The sequence below is a fragment of the Corynebacterium sp. HMSC11E11 genome, assembly GCF_001807025.1.
Lineage (GTDB): Bacteria > Actinomycetota > Actinomycetes > Mycobacteriales > Mycobacteriaceae > Corynebacterium > Corynebacterium freneyi.
Genome location: NZ_KV787148.1, coordinates 28,655 through 46,712, shown reverse-complemented (window position 1 = coordinate 46,712; position 18,058 = coordinate 28,655). Strand labels below are relative to the sequence as shown.

Below are 18,058 nucleotides of genomic sequence, written 5' to 3'. Positions count from 1 at the left end.
CATGGCTTCCAACGGCGACACTGACCGCATTCCGACGGGCGACGCCCCGCCGGGGGCCTTCGGGAACCGGGTCCTCCAACCGGGCATCACCCTGGCCGCCACGCCGCTGGGCAACATCGGCGACGCCACCGACCGGCTCCGGGCGGCGTTGGGCGAGGCCGACGTCATCGCCGCCGAGGACACCCGCCGGGCCCGCCAGCTGGCGTCGGCGCTGGGAGTGGAGATCCGCGGGCGGGTCGTCTCCAACTTCGACCACAACGAAGAGCAGCGCATCGAGCAGCTTCTCGACGCCGCCCGGTCGGGCCGGCGCGTCCTGGTGGTCACCGACGCCGGCATGCCCGTCGTCTCCGACCCCGGCCTGGCTGTCGTCGCCGCCGCGCATGACGCGGACCTGCCGGTGACCTGCCTGCCCGGACCGTCGGCGGTGACCACCGCCCTGGCCCTGTCGGGTCTGAAGGTCGGCCGGTTCATTTTCGACGGCTTCGCCCCGCGCAAACCGGGCGCCCGCCGGGACTGGCTGCAGTCGCTGGCCACCGAGCAACGCGCATGCTGCTTCTTCGAATCTCCCCACAGGCTGGCGTCGACGCTGGCCGAAGCCGCCGAAATCCTCGGGGGCGATCGCCGCGTGGCGGTGTGCCGCGAACTGACCAAGATGTACGAGGAAACCCGCCGCGGCACCCTGGAGGAGATCGCCGCATGGGCCGCCGACGGGGTGCGCGGCGAAATCACCGTCGTCCTCGAGGGGGCGGGCGTCTCCACCGCCCCGGTCAATCCGGAGGACCTGGTCGAGGAGGTCGAATTCCGCGTTTCCGGCGGCGAACGGTTGAAGGACGCGTGCCGGTCGGTCGCCGGCACCGCCGGTCTGGTCAAGCACCGCGAGCTCTACCAGGCGGTGCTCGACGCCCGGGCGGCCCGGGACTCCGACGACGATGACTTCGCCGACGGGCTCGGCGACGACGATTGAGTTGGCGCCGCCCCGTGACCACCCCGATATGCGTGTAAATGCGGCGGGGCGCCGATATCGTTAAGCAATCGTGATTTGAATTCACCGCGAAACCGTTTGACCAGCGAATATGTCAAACATTGCCTCGTCGTAAAGCACGTCAAATCTTGGCGAAACCTGAGATTTACGTGATTTACATTTGAAATCGCAGGTCAAAGGGCGTCATGGTGATTGCATGACCACCTCTGACCGTGAACACGGGCCCGAACACGGGCCAACGCACGAAAAGGAAGGGAATCTCGAAGCCTCCGGGTTCGGCGACGCCGCGGGCGTGGCCTCCGGCCCCGTCGTGCCGCCGCCGGCCATCGCCGACCATGATCTGCCCGGCGAAGATTCCGACGGGCCCGCCGGCTCGGGCATCGACTTGGCCGTCACCATCCCCGCCGCCGGCCTCATCCTGGCCATCGTGGTGTGGGGTCTGGCGTGGCCCGACAGCTTCGCGAATTTCGCCTCGACCGCGCTGGCGTGGGTCGTCGAGAACACCGGCTGGCTTTTCGTGCTCGCCGGCACCGTTTTCATTTTCTTCATCTTCGGTATCGCCCTGTCGAAGTTCGGGCACATCCGCCTCGGCGGCGACGACGAGAAACCCGAATTTTCCACGGTCAGCTGGATCGCCATGATGTTCGCCGCCGGCATGGGCATCGGCCTGATGTTCTACGGCGTCGCCGAGCCGCTGACTTTTTACCGCGACGGCGTGCCGGGCCGCGACCCCCACCAGGTCGGCACGGCCATGGCCTCCACGATGTTCCACTGGACCCTGCACCCGTGGTCCATCTACGCCATCGTCGGCCTGTCCATCGCCTACGGCACCTACCGCCTGGGCCGTCGTCAGCTGATTTCCGCCGCGTTCGTGCCGCTCATCGGCGTGCGCAACGCCGAGGGCTTCCTGGGCAAGGTCATCGACGTGCTGGCGATCTTCGCCACCGTCTTCGGCACCGCCGCGTCGCTGGGCCTGGGCGTGCTGCAGATCACCGCCGGCATGGAGCACACCGGACTGGTGCACAACCCGGGCACGTGGCTGATGCTGGGCATCATCATCGTGCTGGGCCTGGCGTTCCTCGTCTCGGCCCTGTCGGGCGTGAGCAAGGGCATCCAGTACATCTCGAACTTCAACATGGTCGCCGCCCTGGTTCTCGCGGTGTTCGTGCTCGTCGCCGGGCCGACCGTCGTCATCCTCAACACCATCCCGACCGCCGCGGGCTCCTACCTGTCGCAGTTCTTCGAGATGGCCGCCCGCACCGGCGCCTCCGCCGACGGCACCGCCGGCGAGTGGCTGTCGGGCTGGACGATCTTCTACTGGGCGTGGTGGGTGTCGTGGTCGCCGTTCGTCGGCATGTTCCTGGCCCGCATCTCCCGTGGCCGCACGATCCGCGAGTTCGTGTTCTCCGTGGTGCTCGTCCCGTCGCTGGTGTCCCTTGTGTGGTTCGCCATCTTCGGCGGTTCGGCGATTCACCTGGAACAGATCGGCCAGTCCATCTGGGGCGACGGCGCGGCCGAGGGCCAGCTGTTCGCGCTGCTGGATTCGTTCCCGCTCGGCGGCGTCGCCGCGTTCATCGCGATGATTCTGCTGGCGACGTTCTTCGTCACCTCCGCCGACTCCGCGTCGACGGTGATGGGCACGATGAGCCAGAACGGCCGTCTCACCGCGTCGCGTCCCGTCACCGCGATGTGGGGCATCGCGACCGCCCTCATCGCCGTCGTGCTGCTGCTCACCGGTGGCGAGGATGCGCTGTCCAACCTGCAGTCCGTCACCATTCTCGCCGCGAGCCCGTTCGTTCTGGTCATCATTGCGCTGATGTTCGCGCTGGTGAAGGGGCTTTCCGACGACCCGCTGTACCTCGATGACAAGGAACAGCGCCGATTCGCCCTGAAGTTGGCGCGCGAGCGTCGCATCGCCGCGGCCGCCGAGGGGCGCAGGGCCGCCCGCGCCGGGCGGGTCAAGAAGGCCGGAGCGAAGTCCGGCGCCGAGCCCGCGAAGAACTAGACGCGGGGAACCGGCCGCCGGGAACCGGGCGCGAAGATTTGGCAACGACACTGACGGGGCATGGGCCGATGAAGGGGCACGACGAAGAAGCGAAGCGGGACGGAGCGGGCGAATCCGCGGCACGCGCCATCGACTGGGGTGTGGCGGCGCCGGCGCTGATCCTCGTGCTCGCCATCGCCGTGTGGGCCATCGCGGTGCCAGAGGGCTTCGGGCGGGCGTCCTCTGCGGCGTTCACGTGGCTCGTCGACACGCTCGGGTGGGCGTTCATCATCGCCGCCGTGGTGTTCTTCATCGCCATGATCGCCCTGGCGTTCTCGTCGCTCGGGCACATCCGGTTGGGGCGCGACGGCGAGCAACCGGAGTTTTCCACCACCGGCTGGGTCGCCATGATGTTCGCCGCCGGCATGGGCATCGGCCTGCTGTTCTACGGCGGCTACGAACCGCTGTACCACTACCGCAACGGCGTGCCGGGGCACGCGGCGGGCAGCGCGGAGGACGCGTTCGCCCACACCCTCCTGCACTGGGGGCCGATCGCGTGGGCCACGTACGCCGTCGTCGGCGCAGCCATCGCCTACTCCACGTTCCGCATGGGCCGCCCGCAGCTCATCTCGGCGGCATGCACCCCGCTCATCGGCGACCGCCGCGCCCGCGGCTGGCTGGGCAAGCTCATCGACGTGCTGGCCATTTTCGCCACCGTTTTCGGCACCGCGATGTCGCTCGGCCTCGGCGCCTCCCAGATCGCGGAAGGCTTCCGCGCCACCGGGATGATCGCCGATCCGGGCCTGGGAGTCATGCTCACCGTCATCGGCGTGCTGGCCATCGGGTACCTGGCCTCCGCGATGTCGGGCGTGGCCCGGGGCGTGCAGATCATGTCGAAGTTCAACATGTGGACGGCCGCCGCCATCGCCGCCTTCGTCCTCGTCGCGGGGCCGACCGTCGCGCAGCTCGACACGATCCCCATGGCGCTCGGGTCCTACCTGGACCAACTGTTCGAGATGACCGCGCGGTCCGCGGCGTCCGCCGACGGCACCGCGGGGGACTGGTTGGGCTCGTGGACGATCTTCTACTGGGTGTGGTGGGTGTCGTGGACGCCGTTCGTCGGCATGTTCCTGGCCCGCATTTCGCGCGGCCGGACGATCCGCGAGTTCGTCGTCGGCATCGTCGTGGTGCCGTCGACGCTGACCCTGCTGTGGTTTTCCATCTTCGGCGGCACCGCCATCGAGTTCGAGCAGACCGGCCGGTCGATCTGGGGCGACGGCACCGCCGAGGCGATGCTGTTCGCGATGTTCGGCGAACTGCCGTGGACCGGCGTCGTGTCGGTCTTCGCCATGGTGCTGCTGGCGACGTTCTTCATCACCACCGCCGACTCCGCGTCGACGGTGATGGGCACGATGAGTCAGCGTGGCCGCGTCAACCCGACGCCGTGGGTGACGGGCGTGTGGGGCCTGATGACCACCCTCATCGCGGTGGCGATGCTGCTGTCCGGCGGCACGGACATCCTGTCGTCGTTGCAGACGATCATCATCGTCGCCGGATCCCCGTTCCTGCTGGTGGTCATCGCGCTGCTGGTGTCGTTGATCCGCGGCGTGGCCAACGACCCCAGCCGCCTGGACGAGAAGGCGGCCCGCACGGTGTACCTGCGCATGTTGCGGGAGCAGCGGGCGCGGGAGAAGGCCGAGCAAAAGGCACGGAAGCGGGTCCGCAAGGAGACTCGACGCTGAGCCCGGGGGCACCCCGCGCACCTCACTGCGCTGCGCCAATCGCGTCTGCCCGATAGATTCATCGGGAAATGTGATGTTTCTCGATGTCTCGGCGAAAGGGGCATGGGTGTGCTGATCGGCAGGCGGGGGTTTCTCGCCCTCGGTGGCGCGGCGGTGGCCACGTCGACGCTGACCGCGTGTTTGGGGTCGGTGGAGGAAAACGAGCTGGTCGCGGAAGTCTTCCGCCGGGGCGGCGGGTTCAGCGACCGGTTCATCCTCGACGCATTGTCCCGCTTCGCCGAGCACGCGGGGTATTCCACCGTGAAGGATCTTCGCCTGCGGACCCTGTCGCTCAACTCGATTCACGCCGTGCATGGCGAAGTGTCGATGGCGTCGAACCCGGACGAGTGCGACCTCGTGCGATGGGACGGGCGCAGTCTCTGGACGACGCCGTCGAACACCGAACCGTCCCCGCACTTCCTGCCGGCCGATGTTCCGGCCATGATCAGGGATCCCCGCCCGATGTTTCTCGCCATGGCGGAAGAGTTGGGCGAGCCGGCGGAAAGCTTCAGCCTCACCGCGACGCTGCTGACCATGGGTGATCGCGCCGATGAGCGGATCGTTCCCCCGTTGAGCGGATCGGCGTCGTCGGAGCGGTCCTCGGCGAGCATGTCGTTCGACCCGGCCACCGGCGCCGGAATGGGGGTGCACTGATGGCGCGGGACATCGGGATCTTCGTGATTATCCGGGTGCTGCCGTTGCTGGTGCCCCTGATCATCATCCTCCCCATCTATCCGGCTTTCTTCGAGCACGTGCCGTTCCTGCTGTGCGGCGGCGACGGCGGCGAGGTCCATACGGTTCGGGACGTGACGCACCCGGAACCGGGCGAGACGGCGGTGAGCTTCGACTACTACTGCCTGAGCGACGCCGGTGAATTGACCGTCGTGCGGTGGTACCGGGTCTTCGCAGCGTTCCTGGTGGTGGGCGTTGCCATCGCTGCCCTGGTGCAGGTCGTGGATTCGGTCCGGCGGGCGGTCAAGCAGGGTCGATGAGGGGTGCGGCCTTCGCCAGGATTTCCGCCCACTCCGCGTCGGGGTCGGAGTCGATGGTGATTCCACCGCCGACGCCGACTTCCACGGTGATGGTGTCCGCATTGGCGTCGTGAAGCACGGAACCCGGGCCCCGGAACTCTGCGGTCCGGATGGCGACGTTGAGTTCCAGCATCTCGCCCGTCGACGCCCCGATGGCGCCGCAATGCACGCCGCGCTCGACCGGCTCCCATTCCGACAACAGTTCCGCGGCCCGGATTTTCGGGGTGCCGGTCACGGAGGCGGGCGGGAAGCAGGCGTCGATGAGGTCGGCGTGCGGCAGTCCGCCGGGAAGCTCGGCGGTCACCTCCGATACCAGGTGCCACACGCCGGGGGCGGGCCGCACCGCCAGCAGGTCGGTGGCGCGCACGCCACCGGTGACGGCGACCTGGCCGAGGTCGTGGCGGACCAGGTCGACGATCATGATGTTCTCCGCGACGTCCTTGCGCGACGCCGCCAGCTCCGCCGGGTCCGCGCTCAGCGGGATGGTGCCCTTGATGGGCGACTCCCGCACCGTCGAGCCATCGCGCACCAGGAACTCCTCCGGGCTCAGGCTCGCGACCACGAAGTCCCGACCGTCGGCGGCGGTTCCGGCGAGGAAAGCGGCGCGCACCGGTTCATGCTTGACGACGCGGCCGGCCCACCACGCCGCAGCGGCCCGCACGGTCGGGTTCGGGGTGGCGGGCTCGGCGGCGGGCTCCGCGGCGGGGGCAGGCGCGGGGTCGGGCGCGGTCACGGTCCCGTGGAACCTGGTCGACACGCACGCCTGGTAGACGTCGCCGGCGCGGATGGCTGCCAGGCAATCGAGGACGCCGCGTTCGTGGGCGGCGCGGTCGCCGGCGTCCCATTCGATGGCGGGATCGTGGGGGAGGGCGGCGTGGGCGGCGTCGGAAAGTACTGCGGTCAACCACTCGGGGTCGACGCCGGAACCATCCGGGATGGACCACTCGCCGTCGTCGAAGACCACCACGTCGCGCGTCGATGCCGCGAAGGCGGCGGGCTCCACCTCCGGCGGACAGTAGGGGAGCCAGCCGAAATGCCATGGCGTGGAACTCTGCGCCGAATCCCTCGCGGCCGCTCCATCAGTCGGCTCGGGGCCGGCCGGGAAAGCGTCGGCGAGCGGGGTGCGGCGAGCCACCAGATCCGGGGCCACCACCGCCCCATGCCCGAACCACTCGCCGACCACCGCCGCCGGGCGATGGCCGACGGCGACGAGATGGGCGACGAACTGCGCGGGCGAGGGGATCACGGATGAAGATGGTAGCGGGCGCGCTACGGCGGTCAGGCAGGGGCATATGGGGGCGGGGACAGCGATCCAGTCCGCTCCAGCCTGGAGCCGAATCGGGCTACTCCGCTGTGTCGATGGCGTCCTCGACAGCCTCCACTGGGATGAGTTCCAGTACGGCTGAGTTGATCTTGGCGGAAATCCCCGCCCCATCGAGTGCCGTGCGGATGCGCTTGCGCGCCCCCTGGAACTTCAACGCGCCTGTGTCGACCGTGGCCGCGAGTTCTTCCGCTTCGAGACCTAGTTCTGCGAGCCGCTGGTGGATCGGGTTTGCCTCGTCGAACATCGGGATCGGGACATCGAAAATATGCTTGTCGAAGTGCCTGGGACCAAAAAGACCCACTGTCTGGAAAGGCTTGACCCGTTCCATGAGGGCATCGGAGTTCAATATGGCTGTCAAGTACTGACCTTCGGCCCGACTGCCTACAGGGGCCCAGTACAAGGCGTGCTCGACGACTGCTTCACGGTCTTCCAAGATTGCCGCTGTGAGGGTCGTGCCGGAGCTCGAATAGACAACCCGAATCGGTCGGATCGGGAACTGAGAAGCCAGTTTATTGCTGTAGTTGATGTTCTCCCACAGACTTAGCTTCGTACTCGCTTGCTTGTTACGGCTCCAGACAAGACTCACTTCACTCCACCATTTGCTCACCTCGGGAGAGGCAAGTAGATCGGATTCTTCAATAACTCCTTGTTTATCCGCAGGAAGGACGGTGGTAAGTGCCTCCCATAGTTTGAAGGGAAGCGTAGTCTCGCCCAAGTGAGTAGGGAACAGATAATCGATCCCGACAACCCCGGAAACTGATGGAAGAGATTTCCAAGGCTTCTTCTCCAGGTTGTTACGTCGGGACTTCACCGATACGCGTCCTCTTCCCGTGCCCAGTGGAGATGCAGAAGCATCTTGTTTCTCGACGAACATGAGCATGCGGGGGTAAATAGTGGCTCCATTTTTGAACACCTTCTTGTACGGCGATTGTCCCGTGCCACCTGTGGTTCTAGGGACCACGGAGGATACGTCTGTCGTTGCGTGGGCTCGCGCCACGAGCCACGGTACGTCGGCACGCCGCAGCCGTACGGTCCAGGCGACCGTTTTCGTCGGCATAGCTACAGCGCTGTCGTCCTGCCCGCCCCGCGTGAATCGGATGACACAGGACGCCATGGGGAATCCCGTGTCTGCACCCTGCAGATCCCAGGAGGGCAAGAATCGGGCGGCGATCGCGGCGTCGCCTCCCCACCGGCCAGTCCTGAATTGGGAATGCGGCAGCCGCGTCATAGTCCCATGCGGCATGACGAAAGCTGCGGATCCGCCAGGTCGAAGGTAAAGCTCGGTGGCGCGAACTACGAATAGCGTGGACAAGTCCATGGCCGTCACCGACGCACCCTTGGACAGGATATGCCGGGACTGAGCCATGCGCCTATAGTCCTTTTGCATCGATGGGGTCATTTTTGAGTAACGCAACCACGGTGGATTGCCCACCAGGTGAGTCACTTGGTTTTCCGGAAGCGACAACCACAACGGGCGAATAAGATTTCGCACGTAGTAGCCCCAAATATGATCTCGGCCATCATCGACCAAGCCTCGCATGACGGCGAGAGTTACCGCCAGTACTTCGGCATCGGCAGACCCTTCCGTGATGTCGAACATCTTCAATATCGGTGCGAGCAACATCTTATTGCTGCGCTTGAACTCCCGCTGCGTGCGTTCGCGGTGCTTGTAGCGCTCCACGTCCAACGCAGCATCGGACATTGCCGACACCAGCCTCCCGAACTTCGCGGCGTCTTCAAGAACCGAGGCCGGGAACCGGAGATCATCGGCGAACAACGTGCCGCCAGCATCGGGGCCGAAATGATCACCGCCTGTGGATACCGATACCACCCCATCGCCGGACAAGAGGTCCGTTGGTTGCTCCCACTGAATCGAATCTCCCAAGTACACTGGAATGTTCAGTTCGCCTCGGTCAGCATGGTTCAAGCGGTCCTTGCCAATGGCTAACAGGTAAGTCACACGCGCCAAAGTCACCGACACCGGATGCACGTCCATGCCCACAACATGCCCGCACACGTCAGTGGCTGCCTGGCCAGCGGAAAAGCCGGCGGCCTCGGCTGCGTCCAAGTAAGTGCGGACGGCGTGGAATAGGAACGTGCCAGAGCCACAGCTAGGGTCTGCGACGCGGGCAGTGAGCGGATCCGCCACCGTATCAGCGACAACTCGATTGGCCAGCCAATCCGGGGTGTAGTATTCGCCGAGGCTTTCGCGTTCCTCCACAGGGATGACAGATTCGTAGAGAATCTTCAGGACATCATTCTCCACATCCTCCCACACGAAGCGGGACAGGCGGCGCCCTAGCTCCACAACGAAGGCCTCGCCTCCAGGCACATCGAGCACCCAGTCGAAGAAGTCAGCCTCCACCACACCAAAGATCGATGCGTCCTCGAATGCCGACCCCGTGGTGAGCGTTTTCGCTTGCAAGGGGCCAGTCGGTGAAACATCGAAGCCCAACGCAGCGTGCGCGATGATTTCCGCTTGAATAACCAACAGGGTGTGGTTGAGGAACAACGATTCGTCATCGTCGAAACCGCTGCCGAACGACGTCCGCAGCAGCTTCGCCCACAAGGCACGCTTCACGTCGACTTCGGATTTCACAGGAGCCGAATGAAAAAGGTCCTTCAACCTGGCCAGGTCAATCAAGTGGGCAGAGGACTTAGCGCCGAGCCGTAGCTCGATTTCCTCCGGAGTTGGCGCTATCCGCTCCTTCGTGGACATCGCCGACTCAAGCCATACTAGGAATCGGTCCTGGTCAGCTGCGCCCGTGGTCAACCGGTATGCTGATACTTCAGCTAGTGCATCGTCTTGGAGGTCGTAGAGTTTCCAATCTCGACCATCGGTGAGAATGCCGATGAACTCGGTGCCCGTGTTTTCCTCACGCGTGCGGATGTACCCGGCAAGCTGTTCTTTTGCGGAGCTGAGGTCTGTTTTGGCGAAGTCCTTCTTCGTCTCGATGATCGTTCGGCCGGTCGCGATGTCGATCCGTCGACGGGTTCCATCCCCGATCTGTTCTTCGAGAACGACGTTGTCGTCTTCGAGCCCCAAATCCGCCGCTACCAGCAATGCCTTGATGTCGGACTGGATGTCCGCCTCGGTCCGCCCGACGCCCGTGGACAGGGACGAAAGCAGCCTGGGGACGATGCCGTCTTCGGGTGTGCGCTGGGGAAACGTATCAACATTCATGGGATTGGAGCCTCTCGGGGGGGCATAGGTGTGACTACTTACCTGGATGATATGTGCCCTCGGGGAAGGGTGCTGTCGAGGTGGACTTTCAGGGGGATCTGTTCCCAGGGCTGGTGGTGGCCCGGGTACTGACCGCCCTTTTCGGCGAGGGGCCGCAGGGGTGGGCAGCCGTCAAGCAATCATGCGACGGCGAATTGCGGTGCACCGCAGGAGTGATTTGGCCCAAGCCTGAGCTGGTCTCCCTCGTCAGTTAGTATTCTCGGTATGGTGTACGCGAAAACGGACTGGCATGCTGAAATTGGTAGGTTGTCGGAAATGTTGGCTCATGAAGTTAATCGAGTGGCGACATCAAAACCGATTCTAAGTGATCGTCAGAAGGGGCATATTAACGCGGTATTGGGCTCCAATGATCCGAGAGATCACTTGTTTAATATCGCGCGACTGCCTGATGAGCTCATCTATGTGACACTGCAGGCTGCTGGTGGCTGTGTTCATAATATGGGATTGCTTGTAGCTGCGGGTCATGCAAGCCTGACGCCTTTGGCGAGTTTGGCCCGTACGGCATTCGAAAACGCCGCTACAGCTATGCATATTGTTAAAGTGGCCGACCCGGTATTGAGGACGCTTGTCGCAGCTGATTTTATGGTCAAGGGATTCCGTGATAGTAGGATGGGCCTGCCCGGGCAGCCCTTTGAGAAGGATTTGGCGGCTTATCAGGCGCTTGTGCAGAAGGCTCGGCGTGAAAAGGTAAACGGGTTTGCAAAATGGCCGAATCGTACTGCGCTTGTTGAGAAGCACTTTGCTGACGGCGTTAGCGGCGGTATCTACCGCGAGTTGAGTGAGTATACGCACCCAAACGCCGTTACCTCGATGTTCGTGTCGGTGGCGGCGGACGTCAATCCGCTTCATAACTACGTTTTGTCCTTCAGGGTTGTCGCTCGCGCGTCGATGGCTATCGCTATGGCTGCTGCATCGGTATCGGACTTGCGGGAGCGCAATAAAGATCAAGTTGTTCAATTTATGGGTTATATTCTTGAGTTGGAGCAGCAGCTGGAAAGGTCGCTGGGCTTGAGTAAGGGCTAGGACTCTCTAGGTTTCGCGCCTCGCGGCTCCAACATTGGCCGTCATTAAGCAGGGAAAGCCGGGGCGGTCCACCCGCCCAATCTGCCGCGTCGACCTTGCGTGACCCGGTCCGGACCATGGTTTACCCTGGACATCATGTCTCGCATCCTCACCGCCGTCGCCTGGCCGTACGCCAACGGACCCCGCCACATCGGTCACGTCGCCGGATTCGGCGTGCCGTCCGACGTCTTCGCCCGCTACCAGCGCATGGCGGGCAACGAGGTGCTGATGGTCTCCGGCACCGACGAGCACGGCACCCCGCTGCTGGTCCAGGCGGAGAAGGAGGGCGTCACCGTCCAGGACCTCGCCGACCGGTACAACCGGCAGATCGTCGAGGACCTCGCCGGCCTGGGGCTGAGCTACGACCTGTTCACCCGCACCACCACTCGCAACCACTACGCCGTGGTGCAGGAGTTGTTCCGCGGGCTGCACGACAACGGGTACATGGTCAAGCAGACGACCATGGGCGCCATTTCGCCGTCGACGGGGCGCACGTTGCCGGACCGCTACATCGAGGGAACCTGCCCCATCTGCGGCGCATCCGGCGCGCGCGGCGATCAGTGCGACAACTGCGGCAACCAGCTCGACCCGGCCGACCTCATCGACCCGGTGAGCAAGATCAACGGCGAGACGCCGAAGTTCGTCGAGACGGAGCATTTCCTCCTGGATCTGCCCGCGCTTGCCGACGCCCTGTCGGAGTGGCTGAAGGGCCGCGAGGATTGGCGCCCCAACGTGCTGAAGTTCTCGCTGAACCTGCTGGAGGACATCCGTCCGCGCGCCATGAGCCGCGACATCGACTGGGGCGTGCCGATCCCGCTGGACGGCTGGTCGGACGACAAGGCGAAGAAGCTCTACGTCTGGTTCGACGCGGTCGTCGGCTACCTGTCGGCGTCCATCGAGTGGGCGTACCGCGTCGGCCGGCCGGAGGCGTGGCGCGAGTTCTGGAACGTCGGCGGCGGCGAGGACGGCAAGGGCGCCGAGTCCTTCTACTTCATGGGAAAGGACAACATCACCTTCCATTCGCAGATCTGGCCGGCGGAGCTGCTCGGCTACGCGGGAGCCGGGTCGCGAGGCGGCGAGGCCGGGGAGCTCGGCGAGCTGGCGCTGCCCACGGAGGTCGTGTCCTCGGAGTACTTGACCATGTCGGGCTCCAAGTTCTCGTCGTCGAAGGGCGTGGTCATCTACGTCAAGGACTTCCTCGCCGAGTTCGGCCCGGATCCGCTGCGCTACTTCATCGCCGTCGCGGGCCCGGAGAACCAGGACACGGATTTCACGTGGGACGAGTTCGTCCGCCGCGTGAACAACGAGCTGGCCAACGGCTGGGGCAACCTGGTCAACCGCACGGTGTCGATGGCCCACAAGAACTTCGGCGAGGTCCCGCAGCCGGGCACGCTGCTCGACGACGACGTCGCGCTGCTTGATTTGGCCGAGCGCACCTTCGACGAGGCCGGAAGGGCGCTGGGCGCATCCCGCTTCCGCACCGCCGTGACGGCCGCGATGCACGTCGTCGGCGAAGCGAACGCCTACATCGCCGCGCAGGAGCCGTGGAAGTTGGCGAAGGACGAGTCGCAGCGCGAGCGTCTGGCCACCGTGCTGTGGACGGCCCTGCAGGTGGTGTCGGACTGCAACACGCTGCTGACCCCGTTCCTGCCGGCGTCGGCGCAGAAGGTCCACGAGACCCTCGGCCGCGACGGCGTGTGGGCGGCGATGCCGGAGATCCGCGAGGTCGAAGACGACATGCCGGTCGAGCCGGTGGGCGTCGACCTGCCCGCGGCCGGTCGCACGTACCCGGTGATCATGGGCGATTACTCCGACCAGCTGGCCACCTGGGGCCGCGTGGAGATGGTGCCGGGCACGCCGCTGTCGAAGCCGAAGCCGCTGTTCGCCAAGCTCGACCCGGAGCTGGCCGAAACCGGCCCGGAGTGGGCGCCGGTCGACCCGGAGCAGTAACCGGTCAACCCCGGCGGTAGGGGTTGTCGGGGCTGCCCTCGGTTTTCCCGTCGGTTGCTCCGTCGGTTGCTCCGCTGGTGCCGCCGGTGCGGTCGTCGCCGGTTCCGCCGTCGCGATCCCGGCCGCCGCCGGTTCCGCCGTCCAGGGCGCGGCTCATGAAGCCGATGGCGCGGCTGGTCAGTTGCTCGGTACGGGCCTTGCGCTCCAGGCGCAGTTCTGCGAGGCGCTCCTCCTCCAGGATCTTCTGCTTGGCGGCGCGTTCCTGTTCCGCGGCCCTGTGTTCGGCGGCGCGCAGTTTCTCGGCGGACCGCAGCTCGCGCAGGCGCTGCCGTTCGACGGCCCGGGGGCTGGGGACGTGCCAGGAGTCGGGGCCGATCTTCATTACGTACAACAGCAGCCACACCGTCGGAATCAGCAGCAACAGCACGGTCGGCAGGGGAGAGGCGATCATGGAGGACCAGACGATGGCCCCGGCGGTGGTGCCGACCGTCGTCAGTCCCAGCAGTCCGAGCCGGGTTTTCTTGCCGCTCTGATACGCGGCGTCGATTTCTTCCCCGGCGTAGAGCTTGGCGGGCGCCTGTCCGGGCACGCCGCCCCTGCGGGAAGGCGGCAGGTCGTCGAAAAGCGGCACCAGGTCGGCGCCGGTGTCGGCGCATGCGACGCGCTGGACGCGGTCGTCGTACTCGTCGATGGTCAGGCGGCCCTCGGAAAACGCGTGGCCCAGACTCGCCATCGCCGCTTCGCGTTCGGCGTCGCTGATGCGGTAGTTGGCGTCGTCTGCTGGGAACTGTCCGTGGCCGGCCGTCATGTGGCCAATGATATCGGCGGGCCTACACTGGGCGACCATGGGAAAGAAGAAGCGCCCCGTCGCAAGCCCGGCCCCGTACGTCGCGCCGCTGTTCGACGCGCACACGCACCTGGCGTCGTGCGGTGCCCGTGATGAGGCGGCGATCGCCGAGTTGATGGACCGCGCCGTCGCCGCCGGCGTGGCGGGCGTGTGCACCATCGGCGACGGGTTGCCGGAGACGGAGTTGGCCGTCGCCGCGGCACGGTCGCATCCGCGGGTGTGGGCGGCTGCGGCGATTCATCCGACCCGGGCGGCCGAGCTTGACGACGCCGCCCGCACGAGGCTCACCGAATTGGCTGCGGAAGAGCGGGTCGTCGCCATCGGGGAAACCGGCCTGGACGAATACTGGATCGGCAAGATGGACGACTGCGCGCCGCTGGACGTCCAGATCGAGGCGCTGCACTGGCACATGGAGCTGGCGCAGTCGGTGGACAAGCCGCTGATGATCCACAACCGCGAGGCCGACGACAACCTCATGCGGGAGCTCGACGGGTTCGACGGGCCGGTGATCCTGCACTGCTTCAGCTCGCCCATCGAGGTGGCGCGTGAGGCTCTGGAACGCGGGTACGTGCTGTCGTTCACGGGCAACGTCACGTTCAAGCGCAACTCGGATCTGCGGCTGGCCGTGGCCGAGGCGCCCGCGGAGCAGCTGCTGGTGGAGACCGACGCGCCGTACATGACCGCCGAGCCGTACCGGGGGGCCCGCAACGAGCCCGCGTTCGTCGGCTGGCAGGCCCGCTGCATGGCGGAGGCCCGCGGAGTGCCGGCCGAGGAGATGGCGGCGCAGCTGACAGCCAACGCCGAGCGGATCTACGGCATCGAGGTGTCCGCCCCGTAGGTGAGCGCGGCGTGGCGGCGCCGCCGGAGCCTTCGTCACATCCGCCCCAGTCGTCCCAGCGGTTTCGTCGCATGGTCGTATAACGGGACGATTGCGGCAGCTGTGGCGCGAATTACGTTCGATTCGCGGATCAACCTGGGCATTTAGTGGACTTTCGAAGGTTCTTTACCGTAACGTGACCCAAGTACTTCCATCGGGGTGCATTTTTCGCCCGCACCAGGCCCGCGCGAACCGTCACCGGAACGCCGGGCCATGCCCATGCCCGCCCGACCGCCCCCGGGGATCATCGAGAGGAACCGCAGTACCGTGAGCAAGCACTCCAAGAGCCGCGTCAACCAGCTGAACAACAAGGCCACCACAACCAGGCGCGTCGCCACCGGTGGCCTGTTGGTCGCGCTGGTCGCCGGCGGCGGCACGGCTGCGGCGGCGCAGAAGAGCGTCACCGTCGACGTCGACGGCGAGATCCAGCAGATCTCCACGATCTTCGGCGACGACGCCCGCATCCTGAACAAGGCCGGCGTCGAGCTCGGCGACGGCGACCGGGTCGTGCGCCAGGGCGAGATCTCGGACGGCGGAACGCTGGTCTACCGCTCCGCGAAGCCGGTGTCACTGACCATCGACGGCCGCACCACCGAGACCACCACCACCGCCGTCACGGTCGAGGAGCTCATCGCGTCCCTGCCGAACGTCAAGGCCGCCGACTCGGTGAAGACGCCGTCGTCGCAGCGCATTCCGGCCGAGGGCATCGAGCTGGACATCGTCTCCGCCAAGGACATCGTCCTCAACGACTCCGGCCGCGAGGGTCGCCTGCAGATGGCCGCCGCCACCGTCGCCGACGTGCTCGAGCAGCGCGGCATCGTCCTGGGCGAGGGTGAGACCGTCACCCCGGCTCCGGAGACCCCGGTCACCGAGGGCCTGCGCATCGACGTGTCCCGCTTCATCGACCAGGTCCTCACCGAGGACGTCGAGATCCCCTCCCCGGAGGAGATCATCGAGGATCCGGAGATGTACGACGACGAGCGCGTCGTCGAGACCGAGGGCGCCCCGGGCGTGAAGCTGCTCAAGGTCAAGGTTCTGTCCCGCGACGGCGAGGAGCTGTCCCGCGAGGTTCTCTCGGAGCACGAGCGGACCGCCCCGTCCGTCACCGTCGTCCGCCAGGGCACCAAGCCCCGCCCGGGCGCCGCCCCGGCCGTGGCCCACGGTTCCGTGTGGGACGCGCTGGCGCAGTGCGAGTCCGGCGGCGACTGGAGCATCGACACCGGCAACGGCTTCTCCGGTGGCCTGCAGTTCCACCCGCAGACCTGGACCGCCCACGGCGGCGGCCAGTACGCCCCGACCGCGGGTCAGGCGACCCGCGAGCAGCAGATCGCCGTGGCCGAGAAGGTCCAGGCTTCCCAGGGTTGGGGCGCCTGGCCGGCGTGCTCCGCGCAGTTGGGACTGCTCTAAGTGGCCGAGGTCCGTCTCCTCGGGCCCGTCGAGATCCGTCGGCTCGCCGACGAGCTGGGCCTGCAGCCCACGAAGAAGCTCGGCCAGAATTTCGTCCACGATCCCAACACGGTGCGTCGGATCATCGCCGCGGCCGACCTGTCGCCGGATGACTACCCGGTCGAGGTAGGCCCGGGCCTCGGATCGCTGACGCTGGGTCTGCTCGAACACTGCGGCCGCGCGGCCGCCGTCGAGATCGATCCGCGATTGGCCGAACGCTTGCCGACGACCGTCGGGGAATTCGCGCCGGGACGTCACCTCAACCTCGTCGTGAAGGACGCGTTGACGGTGACGCGAGATGACATCGTCGGAAAGCACGACGGTGCGGGCACTGCGGGCACCGCAAACGACACGGAGTTCCCGGAGCCGACCGCCCTGGTGGCGAACCTGCCGTACAACGTGTCGGTGCCCGTGCTGCTGCACATGCTGCGCGAATTCCCGACGATCCGGCGGGTGCTGGTGATGGTGCAGCTCGAGGTCGCCGAGCGCCTGGCCGCCGAGCCGGGGTCGAAGATCTACGGCGTGCCCAGCGTCAAGGCCGCCTTCCACGGCACCGTGCGGCGCGCCGGCGTCATCGGCCCGAACGTGTTCTGGCCGGTGCCGAAGGTCGATTCCGGACTGGTGCGCATCGACGTCTTCGGCGTGCCCGGGCCGAACGGCGAGGAATCGCCCGCCGGCGAGGCCCCGTGGCCCGTCACCGACGAAGCGCGACGGAAGGTGTGGCCGCTCATCGACGCCGCGTTCGCCCAGCGCCGCAAGACCCTCCGCGCGGCACTGTCCGGCGTGTACGGCTCCGGCGCCGCCGCCGAAGAGGCCCTCGTCGCCGCCGGCATCGCCCCGAAGCTGCGGGGCGAAAAGCTCGGCGTCGCCGACTTCGTCAGGCTCGCGGGGCTGTAGCTCGGCGGATCACAGCTCGGGGACCGTGGTCGACGGGGAGTCGGGGCGGGGCTCATCCGGAGGCAAGGATAAGGCACCTGAACGTTGACAGTGAAGGCTGCCCTTGCTTGTTTTTCCTGGTCAGGGGGCTATTCTTGGAAGTGTCAGATACGCGGAACCATCGATCATCGCTTTACGATCTCGAGGAGACCCGTACCATGTCCACCATCACCAAGATTTCTTCCTGCACCACCACCGCCTGCTCCTTCAACAACGGCGGCTGCACGGCCTTCGCGGTGAACGTCGGCGGCGACGGCGACGCCGCCTGCACCACCTTCGCCACGGTCGACCTTCGCGCCGGCCTGGCGAATGCCGAAGGTCAAGTGGGGGCGTGCAAGCGCCTCGACTGTGCGCACAACCAAGATCTCATGTGCGGACTGGACGACATCAGCGTCACCGGTGACACGGCGCTGTGTGCCAGCTACGAAGCACGCTGACCACGATTTTCGACGGCCATCGGACCCGCTTCTTCCGGCGGGGCCCGGTGGCCTTCGTCGTGCCGCGGGGCCAGCGGGGATGGGGAAACCGGGGTTGGCGGGGAAAATGGGGGATTGGGGGCGGGAACTGGGAAATGGGAAACGCGCGGGGTTCGGC

Annotated in this window: 14 protein-coding genes; 11 read left to right on the top strand and 3 right to left on the bottom strand. The window is 66.2% G+C overall.

Going from position 1 to position 18,058, the window contains the following annotated elements; all coding sequences use genetic code 11:
- Position 1 precedes the first annotated feature (1 nt).
- From rsmI to HMPREF3121_RS07465, 5 genes are all read left to right on the top strand, one after another.
- Positions 2-964: a 16S rRNA (cytidine(1402)-2'-O)-methyltransferase gene (gene rsmI, locus HMPREF3121_RS07485; RefSeq protein ID WP_083291453.1), complete on the top strand. Its 963-nt coding sequence runs from the start codon at positions 2-4 to the stop codon at positions 962-964.
- Between the two features lie 214 nt (positions 965-1,178).
- Positions 1,179-2,987, top strand: coding sequence for a BCCT family transporter (locus tag HMPREF3121_RS07480; RefSeq protein WP_083291451.1), 1,809 nt, complete (start codon positions 1,179-1,181; stop codon positions 2,985-2,987).
- Between the two features lie 68 nt (positions 2,988-3,055).
- A complete protein-coding gene (locus HMPREF3121_RS07475) occupies positions 3,056-4,708 on the top strand; it encodes a BCCT family transporter (RefSeq protein WP_083291449.1) in 1,653 nt (550 codons plus the stop codon).
- Between the two features lie 108 nt (positions 4,709-4,816).
- Entirely contained in the window at positions 4,817-5,401 is a 585-nt protein-coding gene (locus tag HMPREF3121_RS07470; protein ID WP_141743030.1) for a hypothetical protein, read from the top strand.
- Complete coding sequence (locus HMPREF3121_RS07465; RefSeq protein ID WP_070521684.1) at positions 5,401-5,739, top strand: hypothetical protein; 339 nt, start codon at positions 5,401-5,403, stop codon at positions 5,737-5,739. Before HMPREF3121_RS07470 ends, HMPREF3121_RS07465 begins: the two co-directional genes overlap by 1 nt.
- Here HMPREF3121_RS07465 and HMPREF3121_RS07460 read toward each other — a convergent pair.
- Positions 5,723-7,024 (bottom strand): aminodeoxychorismate synthase component I, encoded by a 1,302-nt coding sequence (locus HMPREF3121_RS07460; protein ID WP_168161387.1) that lies wholly within the window; start codon positions 7,022-7,024, stop codon positions 5,723-5,725. The genes HMPREF3121_RS07465 and HMPREF3121_RS07460 overlap by 17 nt on opposite strands.
- Positions 7,025-7,121: 97 nt before the next feature.
- A complete protein-coding gene (locus HMPREF3121_RS07455; protein WP_141743029.1) occupies positions 7,122-10,286 on the bottom strand; it encodes an N-6 DNA methylase in 3,165 nt (1,054 codons plus the stop codon).
- 264 nt (positions 10,287-10,550) lie between these two features.
- Here HMPREF3121_RS07455 and HMPREF3121_RS12435 point away from each other — a divergent pair, with 264 nt between their 5' ends.
- Together HMPREF3121_RS12435 and metG are read left to right on the top strand one after the other, a co-directional pair.
- A complete protein-coding gene (locus HMPREF3121_RS12435; protein ID WP_141743028.1) occupies positions 10,551-11,369 on the top strand; it encodes a hypothetical protein in 819 nt (272 codons plus the stop codon).
- 135 nt (positions 11,370-11,504) lie between these two features.
- Positions 11,505-13,358, top strand: coding sequence for a methionine--tRNA ligase (gene metG, locus HMPREF3121_RS07445; protein ID WP_070521678.1), 1,854 nt, complete (start codon positions 11,505-11,507; stop codon positions 13,356-13,358).
- A gap of 4 nt (positions 13,359-13,362) precedes the next feature.
- On the opposite strand, the gene HMPREF3121_RS07440 is transcribed toward metG, so the two are convergent.
- Entirely contained in the window at positions 13,363-14,166 is an 804-nt protein-coding gene (locus HMPREF3121_RS07440) for a DUF1707 domain-containing protein (RefSeq protein ID WP_070521674.1), read from the bottom strand.
- A 37-nt stretch (positions 14,167-14,203) separates the two neighbouring features.
- On the opposite strand from HMPREF3121_RS07440, the gene HMPREF3121_RS07435 reads away from it, so the two are divergent.
- The 4 genes from HMPREF3121_RS07435 (at position 14,204) to HMPREF3121_RS07420 (ending at position 17,901) form a co-directional block, all read left to right on the top strand.
- On the top strand, positions 14,204-15,043 hold the full coding sequence (locus HMPREF3121_RS07435) for a TatD family hydrolase (protein WP_070521671.1): 840 nt from the start codon (positions 14,204-14,206) through the stop codon (positions 15,041-15,043).
- 306 nt (positions 15,044-15,349) lie between these two features.
- Positions 15,350-16,489, top strand: a complete 1,140-nt coding sequence (locus HMPREF3121_RS07430) for a resuscitation-promoting factor (RefSeq protein WP_070521668.1) — start codon at positions 15,350-15,352, stop codon at positions 16,487-16,489.
- Positions 16,490-17,425 carry a 16S rRNA (adenine(1518)-N(6)/adenine(1519)-N(6))-dimethyltransferase RsmA gene (gene rsmA, locus HMPREF3121_RS07425; protein WP_070521665.1) on the top strand — a complete coding sequence of 312 codons (936 nt, stop codon included), beginning with the start codon at positions 16,490-16,492 and terminating at the stop codon, positions 17,423-17,425.
- Positions 17,426-17,622: 197 nt separating this feature from the next.
- Entirely contained in the window at positions 17,623-17,901 is a 279-nt protein-coding gene (locus tag HMPREF3121_RS07420; protein WP_035119510.1) for a DUF1540 domain-containing protein, read from the top strand.
- Positions 17,902-18,058 lie beyond the last annotated feature (157 nt).